The 20,164-nt window shown below is 70.1% G+C and carries 20 protein-coding genes; 16 read left to right on the plus strand and 4 right to left on the minus strand.

What is annotated here, in order from left to right; translation table 11 throughout:
- The first annotated feature begins 36 nt into the window (after positions 1-36).
- Complete coding sequence (locus ABXJ52_RS31730) at positions 37-726, plus strand: DUF308 domain-containing protein (protein WP_367046725.1); 690 nt, start codon at positions 37-39, stop codon at positions 724-726.
- A gap of 167 nt (positions 727-893) precedes the next feature.
- On the plus strand, positions 894-1,385 hold the full coding sequence (locus tag ABXJ52_RS31735) for an ATP-binding protein (protein WP_367049420.1): 492 nt from the start codon (positions 894-896) through the stop codon (positions 1,383-1,385).
- 1 nt (position 1,386) lies between these two features.
- Here the strand turns inward: ABXJ52_RS31735 and idi are convergent, their stop codons facing one another.
- The 4 genes from idi to ABXJ52_RS31755 form a co-directional block, all read right to left on the minus strand.
- On the minus strand, positions 1,387-1,980 hold the full coding sequence (gene idi, locus ABXJ52_RS31740; protein WP_367046727.1) for an isopentenyl-diphosphate Delta-isomerase: 594 nt from the start codon (positions 1,978-1,980) through the stop codon (positions 1,387-1,389).
- A 92-nt stretch (positions 1,981-2,072) separates the two neighbouring features.
- A complete protein-coding gene (locus tag ABXJ52_RS31745) occupies positions 2,073-2,999 on the minus strand; it encodes a cation diffusion facilitator family transporter (protein WP_367046729.1) in 927 nt (308 codons plus the stop codon).
- A 165-nt stretch (positions 3,000-3,164) separates the two neighbouring features.
- Positions 3,165-4,148, minus strand: a complete 984-nt coding sequence (galE, locus tag ABXJ52_RS31750; protein WP_367046730.1) for a UDP-glucose 4-epimerase GalE — start codon at positions 4,146-4,148, stop codon at positions 3,165-3,167.
- 206 nt (positions 4,149-4,354) lie between these two features.
- The gene (locus ABXJ52_RS31755) at positions 4,355-4,582 is read right to left on the minus strand and encodes a hypothetical protein (protein ID WP_367046732.1); all 228 of its coding nucleotides are present in this window, start codon (positions 4,580-4,582) and stop codon (positions 4,355-4,357) included.
- Here ABXJ52_RS31755 and ABXJ52_RS31760 point away from each other — a divergent pair.
- The 14 genes from ABXJ52_RS31760 (at position 4,574) to hpnH (ending at position 20,131) form a co-directional block, all read left to right on the plus strand.
- The gene (locus ABXJ52_RS31760) at positions 4,574-6,217 is read left to right on the plus strand and encodes a DUF5941 domain-containing protein (protein WP_367046734.1); all 1,644 of its coding nucleotides are present in this window, start codon (positions 4,574-4,576) and stop codon (positions 6,215-6,217) included. The two genes, ABXJ52_RS31755 and ABXJ52_RS31760, sit on opposite strands and share 9 nt — an antisense overlap.
- On the plus strand, positions 6,214-6,951 hold the full coding sequence (locus ABXJ52_RS31765; protein WP_367046736.1) for a phosphocholine cytidylyltransferase family protein: 738 nt from the start codon (positions 6,214-6,216) through the stop codon (positions 6,949-6,951). Before ABXJ52_RS31760 ends, ABXJ52_RS31765 begins: the two co-directional genes overlap by 4 nt.
- Positions 6,939-8,003 carry an iron-containing alcohol dehydrogenase family protein gene (locus tag ABXJ52_RS31770; RefSeq protein ID WP_363207562.1) on the plus strand — a complete coding sequence of 355 codons (1,065 nt, stop codon included), beginning with the start codon at positions 6,939-6,941 and terminating at the stop codon, positions 8,001-8,003. Before ABXJ52_RS31765 ends, ABXJ52_RS31770 begins: the two co-directional genes overlap by 13 nt.
- A complete protein-coding gene (locus ABXJ52_RS31775; RefSeq protein WP_249586469.1) occupies positions 7,981-8,760 on the plus strand; it encodes a CDP-alcohol phosphatidyltransferase family protein in 780 nt (259 codons plus the stop codon). Before ABXJ52_RS31770 ends, ABXJ52_RS31775 begins: the two co-directional genes overlap by 23 nt.
- 20 nt (positions 8,761-8,780) lie before the next feature.
- Positions 8,781-9,653, plus strand: coding sequence for a glycosyltransferase (locus tag ABXJ52_RS31780; protein WP_367049423.1), 873 nt, complete (start codon positions 8,781-8,783; stop codon positions 9,651-9,653).
- A gap of 95 nt (positions 9,654-9,748) precedes the next feature.
- Positions 9,749-10,687, plus strand: a complete 939-nt coding sequence (locus ABXJ52_RS31785) for an ABC transporter permease (protein WP_367046739.1) — start codon at positions 9,749-9,751, stop codon at positions 10,685-10,687.
- On the plus strand, positions 10,680-11,468 hold the full coding sequence (locus ABXJ52_RS31790) for an ABC transporter ATP-binding protein (RefSeq protein ID WP_367046741.1): 789 nt from the start codon (positions 10,680-10,682) through the stop codon (positions 11,466-11,468). The genes ABXJ52_RS31785 and ABXJ52_RS31790 overlap by 8 nt, the downstream gene beginning before the upstream one ends.
- A gap of 336 nt (positions 11,469-11,804) precedes the next feature.
- Positions 11,805-12,701, plus strand: coding sequence for a squalene synthase HpnC (gene hpnC, locus ABXJ52_RS31795; protein ID WP_367046743.1), 897 nt, complete (start codon positions 11,805-11,807; stop codon positions 12,699-12,701).
- Positions 12,698-13,648 carry a presqualene diphosphate synthase HpnD gene (hpnD, locus tag ABXJ52_RS31800; RefSeq protein WP_367046745.1) on the plus strand — a complete coding sequence of 317 codons (951 nt, stop codon included), beginning with the start codon at positions 12,698-12,700 and terminating at the stop codon, positions 13,646-13,648. Before hpnC ends, hpnD begins: the two co-directional genes overlap by 4 nt.
- 109 nt (positions 13,649-13,757) lie before the next feature.
- Entirely contained in the window at positions 13,758-15,170 is a 1,413-nt protein-coding gene (gene hpnE, locus ABXJ52_RS31805; protein WP_367046747.1) for a hydroxysqualene dehydroxylase HpnE, read from the plus strand.
- Between the two features lie 122 nt (positions 15,171-15,292).
- Positions 15,293-16,351: a polyprenyl synthetase family protein gene (locus ABXJ52_RS31810; protein WP_367049425.1), complete on the plus strand. Its 1,059-nt coding sequence runs from the start codon at positions 15,293-15,295 to the stop codon at positions 16,349-16,351.
- Positions 16,352-16,452: 101 nt separating this feature from the next.
- Positions 16,453-18,450 (plus strand): squalene--hopene cyclase, encoded by a 1,998-nt coding sequence (shc, locus tag ABXJ52_RS31815; RefSeq protein ID WP_367046748.1) that lies wholly within the window; start codon positions 16,453-16,455, stop codon positions 18,448-18,450.
- Complete coding sequence (locus ABXJ52_RS31820) at positions 18,450-19,100, plus strand: 1-hydroxy-2-methyl-2-butenyl 4-diphosphate reductase (protein ID WP_367046750.1); 651 nt, start codon at positions 18,450-18,452, stop codon at positions 19,098-19,100. Before shc ends, ABXJ52_RS31820 begins: the two co-directional genes overlap by 1 nt.
- A 5-nt stretch (positions 19,101-19,105) precedes the next feature.
- Positions 19,106-20,131 (plus strand): adenosyl-hopene transferase HpnH, encoded by a 1,026-nt coding sequence (gene hpnH, locus ABXJ52_RS31825; RefSeq protein ID WP_367046752.1) that lies wholly within the window; start codon positions 19,106-19,108, stop codon positions 20,129-20,131.
- Positions 20,132-20,164: the final 33 nt, after the last annotated feature.

Here is a 20,164-nt window from a genome sequence, read left to right on the forward strand (position 1 = left end):
ACTCTGCGCACCGGGGGAAGCAGGACGGAGACGCTGATGGCCCGATCCAAGAGCGCCAAGACCGCCACGAGCGCCGAGACCTCCCCGACGGACACCCAGGGCGCCAAGCAGCTCAGCCGCAGTCTGGGCTGGCTCGCCCTGCTGGGCGCGATCCTCGCGCTGGCGGGGATCGTCGGCCTCGTCTACACGGGCGTGGCCACCCTCACCTCCATGTTCCTCTTCGGCTGGCTGCTCCTGATCGGCGGCGTCGTCGGCCTGCTGCACGCGGTGCAGTCGCGCGGCACGAACTTCTTCTGGCTCGGCGTGGTCGTGGCGGCCCTGAACCTCGCGGCGGGAGTGGTGATCATCCGCAGGCCGGAAGTGGCTGCGGAGGCGCTGACGATGTTCGCCGCGCTGCTCTTCCTGACCGGTGGTGTGTTCCGTCTTGTCGGCAGCCTGGTGGTGCGCGGCCCGCAGTTCGGCTGGACGCTCGTGCAGGGCGCCTTCGGCCTGCTGCTCGGCATCCTGGTGCTCGCCAACTGGCCGAGCAGCAGCCAGTACGTGATCGGTTGTTTCTTCTCGCTCGCACTGCTCTTCGACGGCCTCGGCCTGCTCGCCACGGGCCTGGGCGGGCGCCGGATCGTGAGCATGGTCGCCGACGACCGGCCGCCGCACGGGCCGAGCGACCCGAGCGGCCCCGACGAGCCGAGCGGCACGAACAACCCGTACAAGCCGAAGAACGCTTGAAAGCGAAACCACGCGGACAGGATCAGTCGCTCGACTGACAGGTTCGGGCGACAGCGATCAAAAGCCGTCGATAGTCGCTGACTTCTGGTCAGTCCTACGGTCCGGACCAGGACATTCCCAACACTCGTTGCGTGGTGACAATCGAGCGCAAGGGCGGCGACCCGACGATGGGTGACGACGGGAGCGGCCCCGGCCCACTCCCTCGGGAGGCCGCGAAGGTGCCCTATGAAGGCGTATGGCGGTTCACCGCCGCCGCCGTGGACGCCTCGGTGCCCCAGGCCCGGCACGCGGTACGCGATCTGCTCGTCCGGCAGGGCGTGCCCGTTTCGGACGACGTCGTGCAGGGCCTGCTCCTGATCGTGTCCGAACTGGTCACCAACGCGGTGCGGCACGCGGCCCTGCTCTCGCCGATGCTCGCGGTGGAGGTGGCGGTCGGTGCCGAGTGGGTGCGGGTCTCCGTGGAGGACGACCACCCCTACCGCCCGACCGCCCTGGTGGCCGACCACGGCCAGACCGGCGGCCGCGGCCTTCTCCTCGTGCGCGAGATCACCCAGGAGGCGGGCGGCGCCTGCGACGTCGAACACACCGCGAGCGGGGGCAAGGTCATCTGGGCGGCCCTGCCCCTGAAGCCCAACGGCTCCGCCCCGGACGGGGATTGACTCACCAGCCCGCTGAAGGCCCCGTCAGCTCCCTGATCGCGGGCCGCGCCGCGTCGAGGACGGTCATGAACCACGCGGAGAACGGCCCCCGCGCATGCCGCTCCGCCAGCTCGGCGGCCGTCACGAACACGGTCTCACCGACCTCGGACGCGTCGGGCCGCAGCGCCGACTGGACCATCCCCACGAAGAGATGGTTGAACTCCTGCTCCACCAGACCCGAGTCGGGGTCCGGGTGGTTGTAGCGCACCGTGCCCGCCTCGGCGAGCAGTGAGGGCGAGACGCCCAGCTCCTCGTACGTCCGGCGCGCGGCGGCCGCGAACGGCGCCTCGCCGGGGTACGGGTGGCCGCAGCAGGTGTTCGACCAGACGCCGGGGGAGTGGTACTTGCCCAGGGCGCGCTGCTGCAGCAACAGCCGCCCCTGCTCGTCGAAGAGGAAAACGGAGAACGCCCGGTGCAGCTGCCCGGGCGCCTGATGCGCGGAGAGTTTCTCCGCTGTGCCGATCGTCCTGCCGTCCTCGTCGACGAGTTCCAGCAAGATCGCTTCTCCGGTGCCGTTCGACGAGTTGTTCGCCGCGGTGGCAGGTGTGGTCGGCATACGCATCCTTCGCTTCGGGCTTCGAGCCTCAAGTCTGCCGTACGCGACCGGCCCTACCGGCAAGGAACCACCGGAAGCCACCCTCACCGGTGTCAGTGGCAGAGCTTCGCCTCGTGCTCCGCGTGGCCGACCGGCTCCAGCTGGAAGGTGCAGTGCTCCACGTCGAAGTGGTCGCCCAGGCATCCCTGCAGTTCGTGCAGCATCTTCTCGTGGCCGATCGCGTTCAGCGTCTCCGTGCTGACGACCACATGTGCGGAGAGGACGGGCATCCCCGACGTGATGGTCCAGGCGTGCAGGTCGTGGACGTCCTCGACGCCCGGCAGATCCAGTATGTGCGAGCGGACCTCGCCCATGTCGACGCCCTTCGGCGCGGACTCCAGGAGCACGTTCAGGGTCTCGCGCAGCAGCTTCACCGTACGCGGGACGATCATCAGGCCGATGACGAGCGAGGCGATCGGGTCCGCCGCCTGCCAGCCGGTGGTCAGGATGAGCACGGCCGCGACGATCACGGCCAGGGAGCCGAGCGCGTCGGCCATGACCTCCAGGAAGGCGCCCCGCACGTTCAGGCTGTCCTTCTGGCCGCGCATCAGGAGCGAGAGGGAGATCATGTTCGCCACCAGGCCGATGACGCCGAAGACGATGGTCAGTCCGCCCTCGGTGTCGGCGGGCGTGATGAACCGCTGGATCGCCTCGAACAGGACGTAGCCGCCGACGCCGAGCAGCAGCAGACAGTTGGCGAGAGCGGCCAGGATCTCGGCGCGGGCGTAGCCGAAGGTGCGGTTCTCCGTCGCCGGCCGGCTCGCGAACTGGATCGCGAGCAGCGCCATGCCGAGGCCGAGCGCGTCCGTCGCCATGTGCGTCGCGTCCGCGATGAGCGCGAGCGAATCCGCCACGATGCCGCCGACGATCTCGACCACCATGACGGTGAGCGTGATGGAGAGCGCGACGCGCAGCCGCCCCCGGTACGCGGCTGTCGCCGTCCCCCCGTGTGTGTGTCCGTGGTCGTGCCCAGCCCCCATGGAAGCCGCCTCCGTGTGCTCGGTATCGGTCTTCTGTTCCCTGGTCGCGCGTCTGTCGCGATCACAGTGAACTACGGGTGGGGGGTACCCGGCAACACGGCACTGAACACCGTTGTCATATGCTCTGACCTGCGGAAATGACCGCAGGTCAGAGCGCTGTCATGATCAGGAGCGGAGGGCCTCGGGGTGGTGGAGGCACCAACCCGCCCACGCGGACTCGACCATCTCGCGTACCCCGCGCCGCGCCTTCCAGCCGAGCGCGTCGGCGGCCAGGCCCGCGTCCGCGACGGCGCGCGGGGCGTCACCGTCACGGCGCGGCTCCACGAGCGCGGGACGGGCGTCGCCGGACACCTCACCGATGAGCGTGACGAGTTCGCGTACGGAAACACCCTCGCCGCGGCCGATGTTCACCGTCAGGTCGCCCTCGGGGTGCGCCTGGACGCGGCGGGCCGCCGCGAGGTGGGCGTCGGCGAGATCGGCGACGTGGATGTAGTCGCGCACGCAGGTGCCGTCCGGGGTCGGGTGGTCGGCACCGAAGATCCGCGGCGCCTCGTCACGGGTGAGCCGGTCGAAGACCATCGGGATCACGTTGTAGACCCCGGTGTCCGCGAGCTCGGGGGTGGCGGCGCCCGCCACGTTGAAGTAGCGCAAGCACACGGTCGCGATGGAGTGCGCACGCCCGGCGGCCCGCACCAGCCACTCCCCGGCGAGCTTCGTCTCGCCGTAGGGGTTGATCGGCACGCAGGGCGTGTCCTCCGTCACGAGGTCCACGTCCGGCGGGTTGCCGTACACCGCGGCCGACGAGGAGAAGACGAACCGCTTGATGCCGGCCTCGGCCACCGCGTCGAGCAGCGTCACCAGGCCGCCGACGTTCTCCCGGTAGTAGCGCAGAGGCTGCTCCACGGATTCGCCGACCTGCTTGCGGGCCGCGAGATGCACCACACCCGTCACCCGGTGCTCGGCGAACACCCGCCGCAGCAGCTCGCCGTCGAGCGAGGAGCCCCTGACGAGAGGGATGTCCGCGGGGAGCCGCTCCGGCACGCCGGACGAGACGTCGTCAAGGACGACGACCCGCTCCCCGGCACCGGCCATCGCCCGCGCCACATGTGCCCCGATATAGCCCGCCCCGCCTGTGATCATCCATGTCATGGGCGTCGACTTTATGTCGTTTGTGCCGGTCGCACGAAGCGCGGTTTGTGGGTGCCGCCTCCGATCGACCATGATGATCGAGTCGGCACGGGCCCTCGCAGGCCGTGCTTGTCGGGCCGTAAACGGGCGGTGAACGCCCGGTTCCCGTCATCCGATAGCCTCTGCCGACGTGCCGCCCGGCCGCCGCCGGCCAGGGGCGCCCCTCATCACGCACGTGCCCGGCGCGAGCCGCGCCGGCAATCAAGGAGTGAGTTCGTCTGTCGACCGCCATCCTGACCGGTCAGCCGGTCCCCGGGTCGCCGCTCGAAGGCGATCTGCGGTCCCTGGGGTTTGACGTCCGGGTCGCATCCGACGCTGCGGACACCGAAGCGCTGCTCGCCGCCGTCCCCGCCGGGCAGCGGGTCGCGGTCGTCGACGCGCGCTTCGTGGGCCACGTCCACGCGCTCCGCCTCGGCCTGACCGACCCGCGCTTCCCCGCGTCGGCCGTCCCCGGCGCCGTCACCGCGCAGCCCGAGGCCCGCGCCGACCTGACGCACGCCCTGCGCGCCACCGTGGGCTCCGGCAACGGCGGCGGCTCCGCCGTGGTGGTCGAGGCGCTCGCGGACCACGTGGCCCAGGCGATCGAAGCCGGGGGCCGCGCGCTGCACCGCCCCGACCTCGGCACCCTCGTCGCCACCGTGCCCAGCGATCCGCAGACGCGGAACGAGGCACGCCAGGCCGTCGCCGCCGTGGACGACGAAGCCGTACGCCTGCGCACCGCGGTCAAGTCGCGGGACGGCTTCTTCACGACGTACTGCATCTCCCCGTACTCGCGCTACATCGCCCGCTGGTGCGCGCGCCGGGGCCTCACCCCGAACCAGGTCACCACCGCCTCGCTGCTCGTCGCCCTGATCGCGGCGGGCTGCGCGGCCACCGGCACCCGCGGCGGCTTCGTCGCGGCCGGCCTCCTTCTGCTCTTCTCCTTCGTCCTGGACTGCACGGACGGGCAGCTCGCCCGCTACTCCCTGCAGTACTCGACGCTGGGCGCCTGGCTCGACGCGACCTTCGACCGAGCCAAGGAGTACGCCTACTACGCGGGCCTCGCGCTCGGCGCGGCCCGCGGCGGCGACGACGTATGGGCGCTCGCGCTCGGCGCGATGGTGCTGCAGACCTGCCGGCATGTCGTGGACTTCTCCTTCAACGAGGCGAACCACGACGCGACGGCCAACACCAGCCCCACCGCGGCCCTTTCGGACAAGCTCGACAGCGTCGGCTGGACGGTCTGGCTGCGCCGCATGATCGTGCTGCCGATCGGCGAGCGCTGGGCGCTGATCGCCGTGCTCACCGCGGTGACCACCCCGCGCATCACGCTGATCGTGCTGCTCATCGGCTGCGGCCTCGCCGCCTGCTACACCACGGCGGGCCGCGTCCTGCGCTCGCTGACCCGCAGGGCGACCCGTACCGACCGTGCCGCCCAGGCACTCGCGGACCTCGCCGACACCGGACCGCTCGCCTCCGCCTTCGCGGCACTCGGGCTCCGTGGTCCCTCGCTGCCCGCGCCCGTCCTCGCCTTCGTCGGCGGGGCGGCCCTCGCCTGCGTGGCGGGACTCACGTCGTACGGCAGCCCGTGGGTCGTCGTCGCCGCGGTGATCTACGTCATTACTTCGGGACTCGCCGTCGCCCGCCCCCTCAAGGGCGCCCTCGACTGGCTCGTCCCGCCGTTCTTCCGCGCGGCCGAGTACGGGACGATCCTGCTGCTCGCCGCCAACGCGGACGTGAACGGCGCCTTGCCCGCGGCTTTCGGGCTCGTGTCCGCTGTCGCCTACCATCACTACGACACGGTGTACCGCATTCGCGGCGACGCAGGCGCGCCGCCGCACTGGCTGGTGCGGGCGATCGGCGGGCATGAGGGCAGGACGCTGGTCGTCGCTCTCGCCGCCGCTCTGCTCACCGACACAGATTTCACCGTCGCGCTCACGGCTCTCGCCGTGGCCGTGGCACTCGTGGTGCTCGTCGAGAGCATCCGCTACTGGGTGACCGCTCACAAGCGCGGAGCACCCGCCGTACACGATGAAGGAGAACCCGCATGATCGGCCTCGTGCTGGCGGCCGGCGCCGGACGGCGTCTTCGCCCCTACACCGACACGCTTCCCAAGGCCCTGGTGCCGGTCGACGGTGACACCACCATCCTCGACCTGACCCTCGGCAACTTCGCGGAGATCGGTCTGACCGAGGTCGCGATCATCGTCGGCTACAAGAAGGAGGCGGTCTACGACCGCAAGGCGGCGCTCGAGGAGAAGTACGGCCTCAAGCTCACGCTGATCGACAACGACAAGGCCGAGGAGTGGAACAACGCCTACTCCCTCTGGTGCGGTCGTGACGCGATCAAGCACACGGTGATCCTCGCCAACGGCGACACCGTGCACCCCGTCTCCGTCGAGAAGACGCTGCTCGCCGCCCGCGGCGACGGCAAGAAGATCATCCTCGCGCTCGACACGGTGAAGAACCTCGCCGACGAGGAGATGAAGGTCATCGTGGACCCCGAGAAGGGCGTCCAGAAGATCACCAAGCTGATGGACCCGGCGTCCGCCACCGGTGAGTACATCGGTGTCACGCTCATCGAGGGCGACGCGGCCGACCAGCTGGCCGACGCCCTGAAGACCACCTTCGAGCGCGACCCCGACCTCTACTACGAGGACGGCTACCAGGAGCTCGTCAACCGCGGCTTCAAGATCGACGTGGAGCCGATCGGCGACGTCAAGTGGGTCGAGATCGACAACCACGACGACCTCGCCAAGGGCCGGGAGATCGCGTGCCAGTACTGACGAGGCTCATCCCCTCGCCGGTCGTCGTGGACATCCGGCCGGGGGCGCTCAACGACCTGGCCGGTGTCCTCGCGGACCAGCGGATCTGCTCGTCAACCGGCAAGCTCGCCATCGCGATCAGCGGCGGCTCCGGCGCGGTGCTGCGCCAGCGGCTCGAACCGTCGCTGCCCACCGCCGAGTGGTTCGAGGTCGGCGGCGGCACGCTCGATGACGCCATCAAGCTCGCCGACGCCATCAAGAAGGGCCGCTACGACGCGGTCGTCGGCCTCGGCGGCGGCAAGATCATCGACTGCGCCAAGTTCGCCGCCGCTCGCGTCGGCGCGCCGCTGGTCGCCGTAGCGACGAACCTGTCGCACGACGGCCTGTGCTCGCCGGTCGCCACGCTCGACAACGACGCGGGCCGCGGCTCGTACGGAGTGCCGAACCCCATCGCGGTCGTCATCGACCTCGACGTGATCCGTGAGGCCCCCGTACGGTTCGTGCGCTCCGGCATCGGCGACGCCCTGTCCAACATCTCCGCGATCGCGGACTGGGAGCTCGCCGCCCGCGAGCGCGGCGAGGACATCGACGGCCTCGCGGCCGCGATGGCGCGCCAGGCCGGTGAGGCCGTCCTGCGCCACCCCGGTGGCGTCGGCGACGACGGCTTCCTTCAGGTCCTCGCCGAGGGTCTGGTCCTCACCGGCATCGCGATGTCCGTGTCGGGTGACTCCCGTCCGGCGTCCGGCGCCTGCCACGAGATCAACCACGCCTTCGACCTCCTCTTCCCCAAGCGCGCAGCCAGCCACGGCGAGCAGTGCGGCCTGGGCGCGGCCTTCGCGATGTTCCTGCGCGGGGCACGCGAGGAGTCGCTGTACATGGTGGAGGTGCTGCGCAGGCACGGCCTCCCCGTGACGCCGGAGGAGATCGGCTTCACCGTGGACGAGTTCGTCCAGGTCGTGGAGTACGCCCCGCAGACGCGCCCCGGGCGCTACACGATCCTCGAGCACCTCAATCTGAATTCCGACCAGATCAAGGACGCATACGCCGACTATGCCAAGGCCATCGGTAGCTGAACTCCGCCCCGTCGTTCACCCCGCAGGGGTGAAGGACCGGCGCAGCGGTGAGCACTGGGCGGGACGCCTGTACATGCGAGAGATTTCGCTGCGCTGCGACCGCTACCTGGTGAACACCAGGATCACGCCCAACCAGCTCACGTATCTGATGACCGTGGCCGGTGCCCTGGCCGCCCCGGCGCTTCTGGTGCCGGGGATCACGGGCGCCGTGCTCGGCGTGATCATGGTCCAGCTGTATCTCCTGCTCGACTGCGTCGACGGCGAGATCGCCCGCTGGCGCAAGCAGTACTCCATGGCCGGGGTCTACCTGGACCGCGTCGCCGCCTACCTGTGCGACGCCGCGGTCCTCGTCGGCTTCGGCCTGCGCGCCGCCGACCTGTGGGGTTCGGGCCGTATCGACTGGCTGTGGGCCTTCCTCGGCACGCTCGCCGCGCTCGGCGCCATCCTGATCAAGGCGGAGACCGACCTCGTCGGTGTCGCCCGCCACCAGCAGGGCCTCGCGCCGGTCAAGGAGTCGGCCTCCGAGCCGCGCTCCTCCGGCATGGCCCTGGCGCGCAGGGCCGCCGGAGCCCTCAAGTTCCACCGGCTCGTGCTCGGCATCGAGGCGTCCCTGCTGATCCTGGTCCTCGCGATCGTGGACTCGGTCCGGGGCGACCTGCTCTTCTCGCGCATCGGTGTCGCCGTCCTGGCCGGCATCGCGATGCTCCAGACCCTGCTGCACCTCGTGTCCATCCTCGCCTCCAGCAGGCTCAAGTGAGTGCGGCGGGGAGCCGGCCCCTGAAGGTCGGCGCGGTCATCATCACCATGGGCAACCGGCCGCAGGAGCTGCGCGCCCTGCTCGACTCGGTCGCCAAGCAGGACGGCGACCCGGTCGAGGTGGTGGTCGTCGGCAACGGCGCCCCCGTGCCCGAGGTCCCCGATGGCGTACGCACCGTCGAGCTGCCGGAGAACCTCGGCATCCCCGGCGGTCGCAACGTCGGCATCGAGGCCTTCGGCCCCGGCGGCACCGACGTCGACGTCCTTCTCTTCCTCGACGACGACGGCCTCCTGGCCAACACGGACACGGCCCAGCTGTGCCGCGAGGCCTTCGCCGCCGACCCCGAGCTCGGCATCATCAGCTTCCGCATCGCCGACCCGGACACGGGGGAGACCCAGCGCCGCCACGTGCCGCGCCTGCGGGCATCCGACCCGATGCACTCCTCCCGCGTGACCACCTTCCTCGGCGGCGCCAACGCCGTGCGTACGCAGGTCCTGGCGGAGGTCGGCGGGCTTCCCGACGAGTTCTTCTACGCCCACGAGGAGACCGACCTCGCCTGGCGTGCCCTGAACGCCGGCTGGATGATCGACTACCGCGCCGACATGGTGCTCTTCCACCCCACGACCGCCCCCTCGCGGCACGCGGTCTACCACCGGATGGTCGCCCGCAACCGCGTCTGGCTCGCCCGCCGCAACCTGCCGGCGCTCCTGGTCCCGGTCTACCTTGGTGTGTGGATGCTCCTGACCCTGGCCAGGAAGCCCTCGGGCCCCGCGCTCAAGGCCTGGTTCGGTGGCTTCAAGGAGGGCTGGACGACGCCCTGCGGACCTCGTAAGCCGATGAGGTGGCGTACGGTGTGGCGCCTGACCCGACTGGGCCGACCTCCTGTCATCTGACAAGCTCGGGTCTGAGAACATCTGGGCCATACCCCGGTCCCTGGCCCACGCCTACGCCCGACCGGCTGCGCATCTGAAGACGAAAGTTTCCACTCGTGAGTGAGACAACGCATGACGGCGGGGTCGCGGTGACCGCGCCTCCGTCGCCCGATGACGGGCTCTCCCGGGCCGATCTCGCCGCCAAGTACGGTCTGACCGTCAGTGGCGCACGGCCCGGACTTTTCGAGTACGTCAACCAGCTCTGGGGACGGCGCCACTTCATCCTCGCCTTCTCCCAGGCGAAGCTGACCGCCCAGTACAGCCAGGCCAAGCTCGGCCAGCTGTGGCAGGTGGCGACGCCGCTCCTCAACGCCGCGGTCTACTTCTTCATCTTCGGACTGCTGCTCGGCGCCAGGGACGGCATCCCGCACCACATCTACGTGCCGTTCCTGGTCACCGGTGTCTTCGTCTTCACGTTCACGCAGAGCTCGGTCATGGCGGGCGTGCGGGCGATCTCCGGCAACCTCGGCCTGGTCAGGGCCCTGCACTTCCCACGGGCCTCGCTGCCGATCTCCTTCGCGCTCCAGCAGCTCCAGCAGCTGCTGTTCTCGATGATCGTGCTGGTCATCATCATGTGTGCGTTCGGGATCTTCCCCGCCCTGTCCTGGTTCCTGGTCCTGCCCGCGCTGCTTCTGCAGTTCGTCTTCAACATGGGCCTGGCGCTGATCTTCGCCCGGATGGGCAGCAAGACGCCCGACCTGGCGCAGCTGATGCCGTTCGTGATGCGGACCTGGATGTACGCATCGGGCGTGATGTTCAGCATCCCGGCCATGCTCGCGACCAAGGAGAGCGTGCCCAGCTGGATCGGGGACGTGCTCCAGTGGAACCCGGCCGCGGTCTACATGGACCTGATCCGCTTCGCCATGATCGACGACTACGGCAAGGAGTACCTGCCGGAGCACGTGTGGTACATCGCCGGCGGCTGGGCGGTCCTGTTCGGCGTGGTCGGCTTCGTGTACTTCTGGAAGGCTGAGGAGCGTTACGGCCGTGGCTGACGAAGACAAGAGCGTCGACAAGACGCACATCCCCACCGTCATCGCCGACGACCTGCACATCGTCTACCGCGTGAACGGCGCGAAGACGGGCAAGGGCAGCGCCACCTCCGCGCTGAGCCGCATCCTCAAGCGCGGCGAGGAGCGGGGCGTGCGCAAGGTGCACGCCGTGCGCGGCGTCAGCTTCACCTCCTACCGCGGCGAGGCCATCGGCCTGATCGGCTCGAACGGCTCCGGCAAGTCGACCCTGCTCCGTGCCATCGCGGGCCTGCTGCCCGCCGAGAAGGGCAAGGTCTACACCGACGGCCAGCCCTCGCTGCTCGGCGTCAACGCGGCCCTGATGAACGACCTGACGGGCGAGCGCAACGTCATACTCGGCGGGCTCGCGATGGGCATGACGCGCGAGCAGATCAGGGACCGCTACCAGGACATCGTCGACTTCTCGGGCATCAACGAGAAGGGTGACTTCATCACCCTGCCGATGCGCACGTACTCCTCCGGCATGGCCGCCCGCCTGCGTTTCTCCATCGCGGCCGCCAAGGACCACGACGTACTGATGATCGACGAGGCGCTCGCGACGGGCGACCGGAAGTTCCAGAAGCGCTCCGAGGCCCGCATCCGCGAGCTCCGCAAGGAGGCCGGCACGGTCTTCCTCGTCAGTCACAACAACAAGTCCATCCGTGACACCTGTGACCGCGTCCTGTGGCTGGAACGCGGTGAGCTGCGCATGGACGGGCCGACCGACGAGGTCATCAAGGAGTACGAGAAGTTCACGGGCAAATAGCCCACCGCGTACACCCGAATGGGCCAGGGCCCCGCCGGAGTCAACCCGGCGGGGCCCTGCCGCGTCCTGTGTGTTCGGCAGCCCCTTTGGTCGCCTCAAGTCCCTTGGGCGCAGGGAAGATTGACGTCAATCGGTGTGTTGTTGTGATGCGCGGAACACCCCGACGGCGCATGCCGCGTTGTACAACGTAAGCTGTACCGGTGCTGATTCGCGGCAAGTGGGGCGATATCGCGCGGCGCCCCGGCTCATGGCACGGTCCGCCTCGCGGCGGGCCGGGCGGCGTGTCCGAAATAGGATGTATTGGGTCGGCAGTGTAGAACGGGAGATGTGACGGCAATGGCTACGGATGATCTCCAGCTGCGCGACGCATCCGCCGTCCTCGCGAAGGCCGCGGACGAGAACTTCCCCGTGGCGCCCTTCTTCCTGCCCCGCGCCTGGCGCGACGACCTCATGGCCGTGTACGGCTACGCCCGCCTCGTCGACGACATCGGCGACGGCGACCTGGCCCCCGGCGGCGCCGACGCCCGGTACCTCGGCGTGGACCCCGAGGCCGCCGATGACCGGCTCGCTCTCCTGGACGCTTTCGAGGCCGACCTGCACCGGGTCTTCGACTCCACGCCGCGGCACCCGCTGATGCGCGCCCTCCAGCCCACTGTGCGGCGCTGCCGCCTCACCCCCGACCCTTTCCTCGGCCTCATCGAGGCCAACCGCCAGGACCAGCTCGTCGCACGCTACGAGACGTACGACGACCTTCTGGCCTACTGCGAGCTGTCCGCCAATCCGGTGGGCCGCCTCGTCCTCGGCATCACCGGCACCGCGACGCCGGAGCGGATCCGCCGCTCGGACGCGGTGTGCACCGGCCTCCAGATCGTGGAGCATCTGCAGGACGTCGCCGAGGACCTGGGACAGGGCCGCATCTACCTCCCTGCCGAGGACATGAAGCGATTCCATGTCCAGGAGCGGGATCTGACCGCACCGACAGCAGGCGCGTCGGTGCGCGCACTGGTTGCATATGAAGCAGAACGCGCCCGCTGCCTCCTGAATGAAGGCACCCCCCTGGTGGGTAGCGTCCACGGCAGGCTGAAGGTGCTGCTTGCAGGTTTCGTGGCTGGGGGGAGGGCGGCGGTCTCCGCGATCGCCGCCGCCGGATACGACGTACTTCCTGGACCGCCGAAACCCACCAAACCGCGTTTGCTGCGCGAGGTGGGGGCGGTTCTGCGAGGAGAGGGGTGAGCCGGACCGTGGAGTCAGGCCCGAACGTGTCCGCGCCGGTACTCGCCGCATACAGCTACTGCGAGGCCGTCACGGGGCAGCAGGCACGCAATTTCGCGTACGGCATCAGGCTGCTCTCGCTGCCCAAGCGCCGCGCGATGTCGGCGCTCTACGCCCTCTCGCGGCGCGTGGACGACATCGGCGACGGCGCGCTCGCGCCGGAGATCAAGGCCGAGCGCCTCGACGAGACCCGGGCCCTGCTTGCCCGGATCCGCGCGGGGAACGTGGACGAGGACGACACCGACCCGGTGGCGGTCGCGCTCGCGCATGCCGCGGAGCACTTCCCCATCCCGCTCGGCGGGCTCGACGAGCTGATCGACGGGGTCCTGATGGACGTCCGCGGTGAGACGTACGAGACGTGGGAGGACCTCAGGGTCTACTGCCGGTGCGTCGCGGGCGCCATCGGACGGCTCTCCCTCGGCGTGTTCGGCACGGAGCGGGGGGCGCTCAACGCCGAGCGCGCGCCGGAGTATGCCGACACGCTCGGCCTCGCGCTCCAACTCACCAATATCCTCCGTGACGTTCGCGAGGACGCGGAGGGTGGCCGTACCTATCTGCCAGCCGACGATCTCGCCAAGTTCGGCTGCTCCGCCGGGTTCTCGGGTTCCGAGCCGCCCGCCGGTTCCGACTTCGCCGGGCTCGTGCACTTCGAGGTGCGCAGGGCGCGGGCGCTGTTCGCCGAGGGATACCGCCTTCTTCCCATGCTCGACCGACGGAGCGGGGCCTGCGTCGCCGCAATGGCGGGCATCTACCGGCGCCTCCTGGACCGCATCGAGCGGGAGCCGGAGGCGGTCCTGCGCGGCCGTGTCTCGCTGCCGGGCCGCGAAAAGGCGTACGTCGCCGTGCGCGGTCTCTCCGGTCTCGACGCGCGCACCATCTCCCGACAGACCGTCAGGAGGCGTGCTTGATGGGCATCCCCGGCGAATGCGGTGAACGTAGGGCAGCCCCCTGCAACCGGCGGGCAACCCTCCGCCGCGCCCCGGCGTCCCAGACTGCAACCGCCCAGGGGGAAAGCGCATGAGAGACGATGACACGCGATCGGCCGCGGACGCCGACGGGCCTGCGGGCCGCGGTGCCGCCGTGGTGGTCGGCGGCGGCCTCGCCGGCATCACCGCGGCGCTGTCCCTCGCCGACGCGGGGCTGCGCGTGACGCTGCTCGAAGGACGGCCGCGCCTTGGCGGACTCGCCTTCTCCTTCAAGCGCGGCGACCTGACCGTCGACAACGGCCAGCACGTCTACCTGCGCTGCTGCACCGCCTACCGCTGGTTCCTCGACCGCGTCGACGGCGCTGCCCTCGCGCCCATGCAGGAACGTCTCGACGTGCCCGTACTCGACGCCGACCGGAACCGGCTCGGACGGCTTCGCCGCACCGCCCTGCCCGTGCCGCTGCACCTGGCGGCGAGCCTCGCCACGTATCCGCACCTGTCGCTCGCCGAGCGCGCCAACGTAGGCCGCGCGGCGCTCGCCCTCAAGGGGCTCGACCCGGCCGACCCCAGGCTGGACGGCCAGGACTTCGGCAGCTGGCTCGCCGCGCACGGCCAGTCGCCGCGCGCCATCGAGGCCCTGTGGGACCTCGTCGGTGTGGCCACGCTGAACGCCGTCGCGGGGGACTCCTCGCTGGGGCTCGCCGCGATGGTCTTCAAGACCGGACTGCTCTCGCAGCCGGGCGCCGCCGACATCGGCTGGGCGCATGTGCCCCTCGGTGATCTCCATGACACGCTCGCCCGCAAGGCGCTCGACTCCGCGGGCGTGCGAACCGAACTGAGGACACGAGTCACCTCCATCTCCCGTACGGAGAACGGCGGTTGGCAGGTCGAAGTTCCCGGCGAGACGATCGAGGCACAGACCGTCGTGCTAGCCGTTCCGCAGCACGAGACCCACGATCTGCTCCCGGACGGCGCCCTGGACGAGCCCGACCGGCTGCTCGACATCGACACCGCGCCGATCCTCAACATCCACGTCGTCTACGACCGCAAGGTCCTCAAGCGGCCCTTCTTCGCGGCCATCGGCTCGCCCGTGCAGTGGGTCTTCGACCGGACCGAAGCCTCCGGGCTCACCGAGGGCCAGTACGTCGCGCTGTCCCAGTCCGCCGCCCAGGATGAGATCGACGCGCCCGTCGCCGCGCTGCGCGAGCGCTATCTGCCGGAACTCGAGCGGCTGCTGCCCGCCGCGCACGGCGCCGAAGTACGGGACTTCTTCGTGACCCGGGAGCGCACCGCGACCTTCGCGCCGACTCCCGGGGTGGGCCGGCTGCGGCCCGGTGCTCGCACCAAGGCTCCCGGCCTTTACCTCGCCGGGGCGTGGACCGCCACGGGGTGGCCCGCGACCATGGAGAGCGCCGTCCGCAGCGGCATCAGCGCCGCAAGGGAAGCTCTCTCCGCACTAGACCGCCCACGCGATCACCTCTTCGACGTCGAGGAGGCCGCGTGAAGCCAGGCCCTGTCTCCCCGATCCCTGCGGGGAGACAGGACCTGGCCCTCCTGGGGTCAGGTCCCCAGGAAAACAGCACCGGAACAACCAGTACCGGAACAAGAGGAGAGACTGTGCCGACTGTGCCCTCGGCCGAATCGGCTGCCGACACGGTGGACGTGACCTCACTGCTCGAGCGCGGAAGGACGCTGGCCACCCCGGTGCTGCGGTCCGCCGTGGACCGCCTCGCGCCGCCCATGGACACCGTCGCCGCCTACCACTTCGGCTGGATCGACGCCGAGGGCAACCCGTCGGACGGCGACGGCGGCAAGGCCGTGCGCCCCGCCCTCGCCCTGCTCTCCGCGGAGGCGGCCGGCGCCGCGCCGGAAGTCGGCGTGCCGGGAGCTGTCGCGGTCGAACTGGTGCACAACTTCTCGTTGCTGCACGACGACCTGATGGACGGCGACGAACAGCGCCGCCACCGCGACACGGTGTGGAAGGTGCACGGCCCGGCCCAGGCCATCCTCGTCGGTGACGCCCTCTTCGCGCTCGCCAACGAGATCCTCCTGGAGATCGGCACCGTCGAGGCGGGCCGCGCCACGCGCCGCCTGACCACGGCGACCCGCGCCCTGATCGACGGCCAGGCGCAGGACATCTCCTACGAGCACCGCGAGCGGGTCACCGTCGAGGAGTGCCTGGAGATGGAGGGCAACAAGACCGGCGCCCTGCTCGCCTGCGCCGTTTCCATCGGCGCCGTACTCGGCGGCGCCGACGACCGCACCGCCGACATCCTGGAGAAGTACGGCTACCACCTCGGCCTCGCCTTCCAGGCCGTGGACGACCTGCTCGGCATCTGGGGCGACCCGGAGTCCACCGGCAAGCAGACCTGGAGCGATCTTCGCCAGCGCAAGAAGTCGCTGCCCGTCGTGGCCGCGCTCGCCGCGGGCGGGCCCGCGTCCGAGCAGCTCGCCGAGCTGCTCGCGGCCGACGCCAAGAGCAACGACTTCGACAGCTTCTCCGAGGAGGAGTTCGCCGCACGCGCCGCCCTGATCGAGCAGGCGGGCGGCCGTGAGTGGACCGCCGACGAGGCCCGGCGCCAGCACACCATCGCCATCGAGGCGCTCGACACCGTCGAGATGCCCGACCGGGTGCGGGAGCAGCTCGTCGCGCTCGCCGACTTCGTCGTCGTACGAAAGAGATGATCACTATCGGACGCATATGACTCGCAGTCGCCGGCCGGCGCCCAGCGCGTCGGCCGACGGCGGACCCACAGCAGAGAAGACGACTGCACGAAGGGGAAGCCATGACAGCGACGACCGACGGAAGCACCGGAGCGGTGACGCCCCGCGCAACCTCGGCCAGCCAGCCACTCGACCTGACCACGGTGACGGCACCAGGTCCACGTGACGCCGCCGCGCGCGCCATACAACGCTCGACCGAGTTCCTGCTCTCGCAGCAGGATGCCCAGGGCTGGTGGAAGGGCGATCTCGAGACGAACGTGACGATGGACGCCGAGGACCTGCTGCTCCGTCAGTTCCTGGACATCCGGGACGAGAAGACCACCCGCGCCGCCGCGCTCTTCATCCGCGGCGAGCAGCGCGAGGACGGTACCTGGGCCACCTTCTTCGGCGGCCCCGGCGAACTCTCCACCACCATCGAGGCGTACGTCGCGCTGCGTCTGGCGGGCGACGCCCCGGACGACCCGCACATGGCGAGGGCCTCCGCCTGGATCCGCGACCAGGGCGGCATCGCCGCGAGCCGCGTCTTCACCCGCATCTGGCTCGCCCTCTTCGGCTGGTGGAAGTGGGACGACCTGCCCGAACTCCCGCCGGAGATTCTCTACTTCCCCAAGTGGCTGCCCCTCAACATCTACGACTTCGGGTGCTGGGCCCGCCAGACGATCGTCCCGCTCACCGTCGTCTCCGCCAAGCGACCCGTCCGCCCCGCACCCTTCCCGCTGGACGAGCTGCACATTGACGCGCGCGTACCGAACCCCGCCAAGCCTCTGGCGCCCATGGGGAGTTGGGACGGCGTGTTCCAGCGCCTCGACAAGGCCCTGCACCTCTACCGCAAGGTCGCCCCGCGCAAGGTACGCAAGGCCGCGATGAACAGCGCCGCCCGCTGGATCATCGAACGCCAGGAGAACGACGGCTGCTGGGGCGGCATCCAGCCGCCGGCCGTGTACTCCGTGATCGCTCTCCACCTGCTCGGATACGACCTGGAGCACCCGGTCCTCAAGGCGGGCCTGGAGTCGCTCGACCGGTTCGCGGTCTGGCGCGAGGACGGCTCTCGGATGATCGAGGCGTGCCAGTCGCCGGTCTGGGACACCTGCCTCGCGACCATCGCGCTCGCCGACGCGGGCGTACCCGCCGACCACCCGCAGCTCATCAAGGCGGCGGACTGGATGCTCGGCGAGGAGATCGTACGGCCCGGCGACTGGTCCGTGCGTCGCCCGCAACTCGCCCCCGGCGGCTGGGCGTTCGAGTTCCACAACGACAACTACCCCGACATCGACGACACCGCCGAGGTCATCCTGGCCCTGCGCCGGGTGGAGCACCCCGACCGCCCACGCCTGGAGAACGCGATCGAGCGCGGCATGCGCTGGACCCTCGGCATGCAGTCCCGCGGCGGCGGCTGGGCCGCCTTCGACGCCGACAACACCAGCCCGTTCCCCAACCGGCTGCCGTTCTGCGACTTCGGCGAGGTCATCGACCCGCCGTCGGCCGACGTCACCGGGCACGTCGTCGAGATGCTCGCCATCGAGGGCAAGTCGCACGACCCGCGCACCCGGCGCGGCATCGAGTGGCTGCTCGCCGAACAGGAGCCGGACGGCTCGTGGTTCGGCCGCTGGGGCGTCAACTACGTATACGGCACAGGGTCCGTGGTGCCCGCGCTCACCGCGGCGGGGCTGCCGGCCTCGCACCCCGCGCTGCGCCGCGCCGTCGGCTGGCTGGAGTCGGTGCAGAACGACGACGGAGGCTGGGGCGAGGACCTGCGCTCCTACCGCTACGAGGAGTGGCGGGGCCACGGCGCCTCCACCGCGTCACAGACCGCCTGGGCGCTGCTCGCGCTGCTCGCGGCCGGAGAGCGGGACACCAAGGCCGTGGAGCGCGGCGTCGCCTGGCTGGCCGAGGCACAGCGGGACGACGGCTCCTGGGACGAGCCGTTCTTCACCGGCACCGGCTTCCCCTGGGACTTCTCCATCAACTACCACCTCTACCGGCAGGTGTTCCCGCTCACCGCCCTCGGCCGGTACGTCAACGGGGAGCCGTTCGCGGGCCTCTCCGCCAAGGGGGGCTGATGGAGAGGACCCCGGCCGTGCCGGGCCCCGCGCCGCTGCTGATCGCCTGCGCGCTCGGCATCGAGCACCTCGCCCTGCGCACGGGCGATCGCGGCGGCGCGCACGGGCGGCCCACCGTGCTCCGTACGGGCATGGGCCCCAAGAACGCCGAGCGTGCCGTCACCGGCGCCCTCGGCAAGGAGCCGCTGCGCCACGCCGCCGTCGTGGCCACCGGCTTCTGTGCCGGGCTCGCACCCGGCATGCACCCCGGCGATCTGGTCGTCGCCGACGAGACCCGTCACGCGGACGGCCACACGCCCTGCGTCGGCACTGATCTGCTGGTCAAGGAGCTGGAGCGGGCCGTGCCCGGCCGCACCGTGCACACCGGCCCGCTCACCGGCTCCGACCATGTCATCCGCGGCCACGAACGGGCCGCTCTGCTCGCCACGGGCGCGATCGCGGTGGACATGGAGTCGGCCGCGACGCTGCACAGCGCGCTGCGGGCGGGAGACCGTCCTGTTGCGGCCGTCCGGGTGGTCGTGGACGCCCCACAGCACGAACTCGTCCGCATCGGCACGGTGCGCGGTGGAATATCAGCTTTCCGTGTTCTCCGTTCCGTGCTTCCCGCGTTTTTCGAATGGCACCGTTCTTCTTTGCTCCCCCGGAGGTGAGCCAGATGGCCATGCCGCTGCGCCAGACCATCAAGGTCGCGACGTATCTCTTTGAACAGAAGCTCCGCAAGCGTGACAAGTTTCCGCTGATCGTCGAGTTGGAGCCGCTCTTCGCGTGCAATCTCGCGTGCGAAGGATGCGGCAAGATCCAGCACCCGGCCGGTGTGCTCAAGCAGCGCATGCCGGTGGCCCAGGCCGTGGGCGCCGTCCTTGAGTCCGGTGCGCCGATGGTGTCGATCGCCGGTGGCGAACCGCTGATGCACCCTCACATCGACGAGATCGTGCGGCAGTTGGTGGCGAAGAAGAAGTACGTCTTCCTCTGCACCAACGCCATGCTGCTGCGCAAGAAGATCGAGAAGTTCACGCCGTCCCCGTACTTCGCGTTCGCTGTGCACATCGACGGAATGCGGGAGCGGCACGACGAATCCGTCGCGAAGGAGGGCGTGTTCGACGAGGCGGTGGAAGCCATCAAGGAAGCCAAGAAGCGCGGCTTCCGGGTCACCACCAACTCGACCTTCTTCAGCAACGACACCCCGCAGAACATCATCGAGGTCCTCAACTACCTCAACGACGAGCTGCAGGTCGACGAGATGATGCTGTCGCCCGCCTACGCCTACGAGAAGGCGCCGGACCAGGAGCACTTCCTGGGCGTCGAGCAGACCCGCGAGCTCTTCAAGAAGGCCTTCGCGGGCGGCAACAGGCGGCGCTGGCGCCTGAACCACTCGCCGCTGTTCCTCGACTTCCTGGAGGGCAAGGCGGACTTCCCGTGCACCGCCTGGGCGATCCCGAACTACTCGCTCTTCGGCTGGCAGCGCCCCTGCTATCTGATGAGCGACGGGTACGTCCCGACGTACAAGGAGCTCGTCGAGGAGACCGACTGGAGCAAGTACGGCCGCGGCAAGGACCCGCGCTGCGCCAACTGCATGGCGCACTGCGGCTACGAGCCGACCGCCGTCCTCGCCACCATGGGCTCCCTGAAGGAGTCCATCCGCGCCGCCCGCGAAACGGTCTCCGCGAACCGCGCGGGGTGACGTCATGAGCCTCGGAACGCCCGTCGCACCGGG

It is taken from the genome of Streptomyces sp. Je 1-332 (assembly GCF_040730185.1).
GTDB lineage: Bacteria > Actinomycetota > Actinomycetes > Streptomycetales > Streptomycetaceae > Streptomyces.

Excerpts from the sequence above, each read along its gene's own strand:
- ABXJ52_RS31730 (WP_367046725.1), top strand. The coding sequence starts at position 37 with ATGGCCCGATCCAAGAGCGCCAAGACCGCCACGAGCGCCGAGACCTCC.
- ABXJ52_RS31735 (WP_367049420.1), top strand. The coding sequence starts at position 894 with ATGGGTGACGACGGGAGCGGCCCCGGCCCACTCCCTCGGGAGGCCGCG.
- idi (WP_367046727.1), bottom strand. The coding sequence starts at position 1,980 with ATGCCGACCACACCTGCCACCGCGGCGAACAACTCGTCGAACGGCACC.
- ABXJ52_RS31745 (WP_367046729.1), bottom strand. The coding sequence starts at position 2,999 with ATGGGGGCTGGGCACGACCACGGACACACACACGGGGGGACGGCGACA.
- galE (WP_367046730.1), bottom strand. The coding sequence starts at position 4,148 with ATGACATGGATGATCACAGGCGGGGCGGGCTATATCGGGGCACATGTG.
- ABXJ52_RS31765 (WP_367046736.1), top strand. The coding sequence starts at position 6,214 with ATGATCGGCCTCGTGCTGGCGGCCGGCGCCGGACGGCGTCTTCGCCCC.
- ABXJ52_RS31775 (WP_249586469.1), top strand. The coding sequence starts at position 7,981 with ATGCCAAGGCCATCGGTAGCTGAACTCCGCCCCGTCGTTCACCCCGCA.
- hpnC (WP_367046743.1), top strand. The coding sequence starts at position 11,805 with ATGGCTACGGATGATCTCCAGCTGCGCGACGCATCCGCCGTCCTCGCG.
- hpnE (WP_367046747.1), top strand. The coding sequence starts at position 13,758 with ATGAGAGACGATGACACGCGATCGGCCGCGGACGCCGACGGGCCTGCG.
- shc (WP_367046748.1), top strand. The coding sequence starts at position 16,453 with ATGACAGCGACGACCGACGGAAGCACCGGAGCGGTGACGCCCCGCGCA.
- ABXJ52_RS31820 (WP_367046750.1), top strand. The coding sequence starts at position 18,450 with ATGGAGAGGACCCCGGCCGTGCCGGGCCCCGCGCCGCTGCTGATCGCC.
- hpnH (WP_367046752.1), top strand. The coding sequence starts at position 19,106 with ATGGCCATGCCGCTGCGCCAGACCATCAAGGTCGCGACGTATCTCTTT.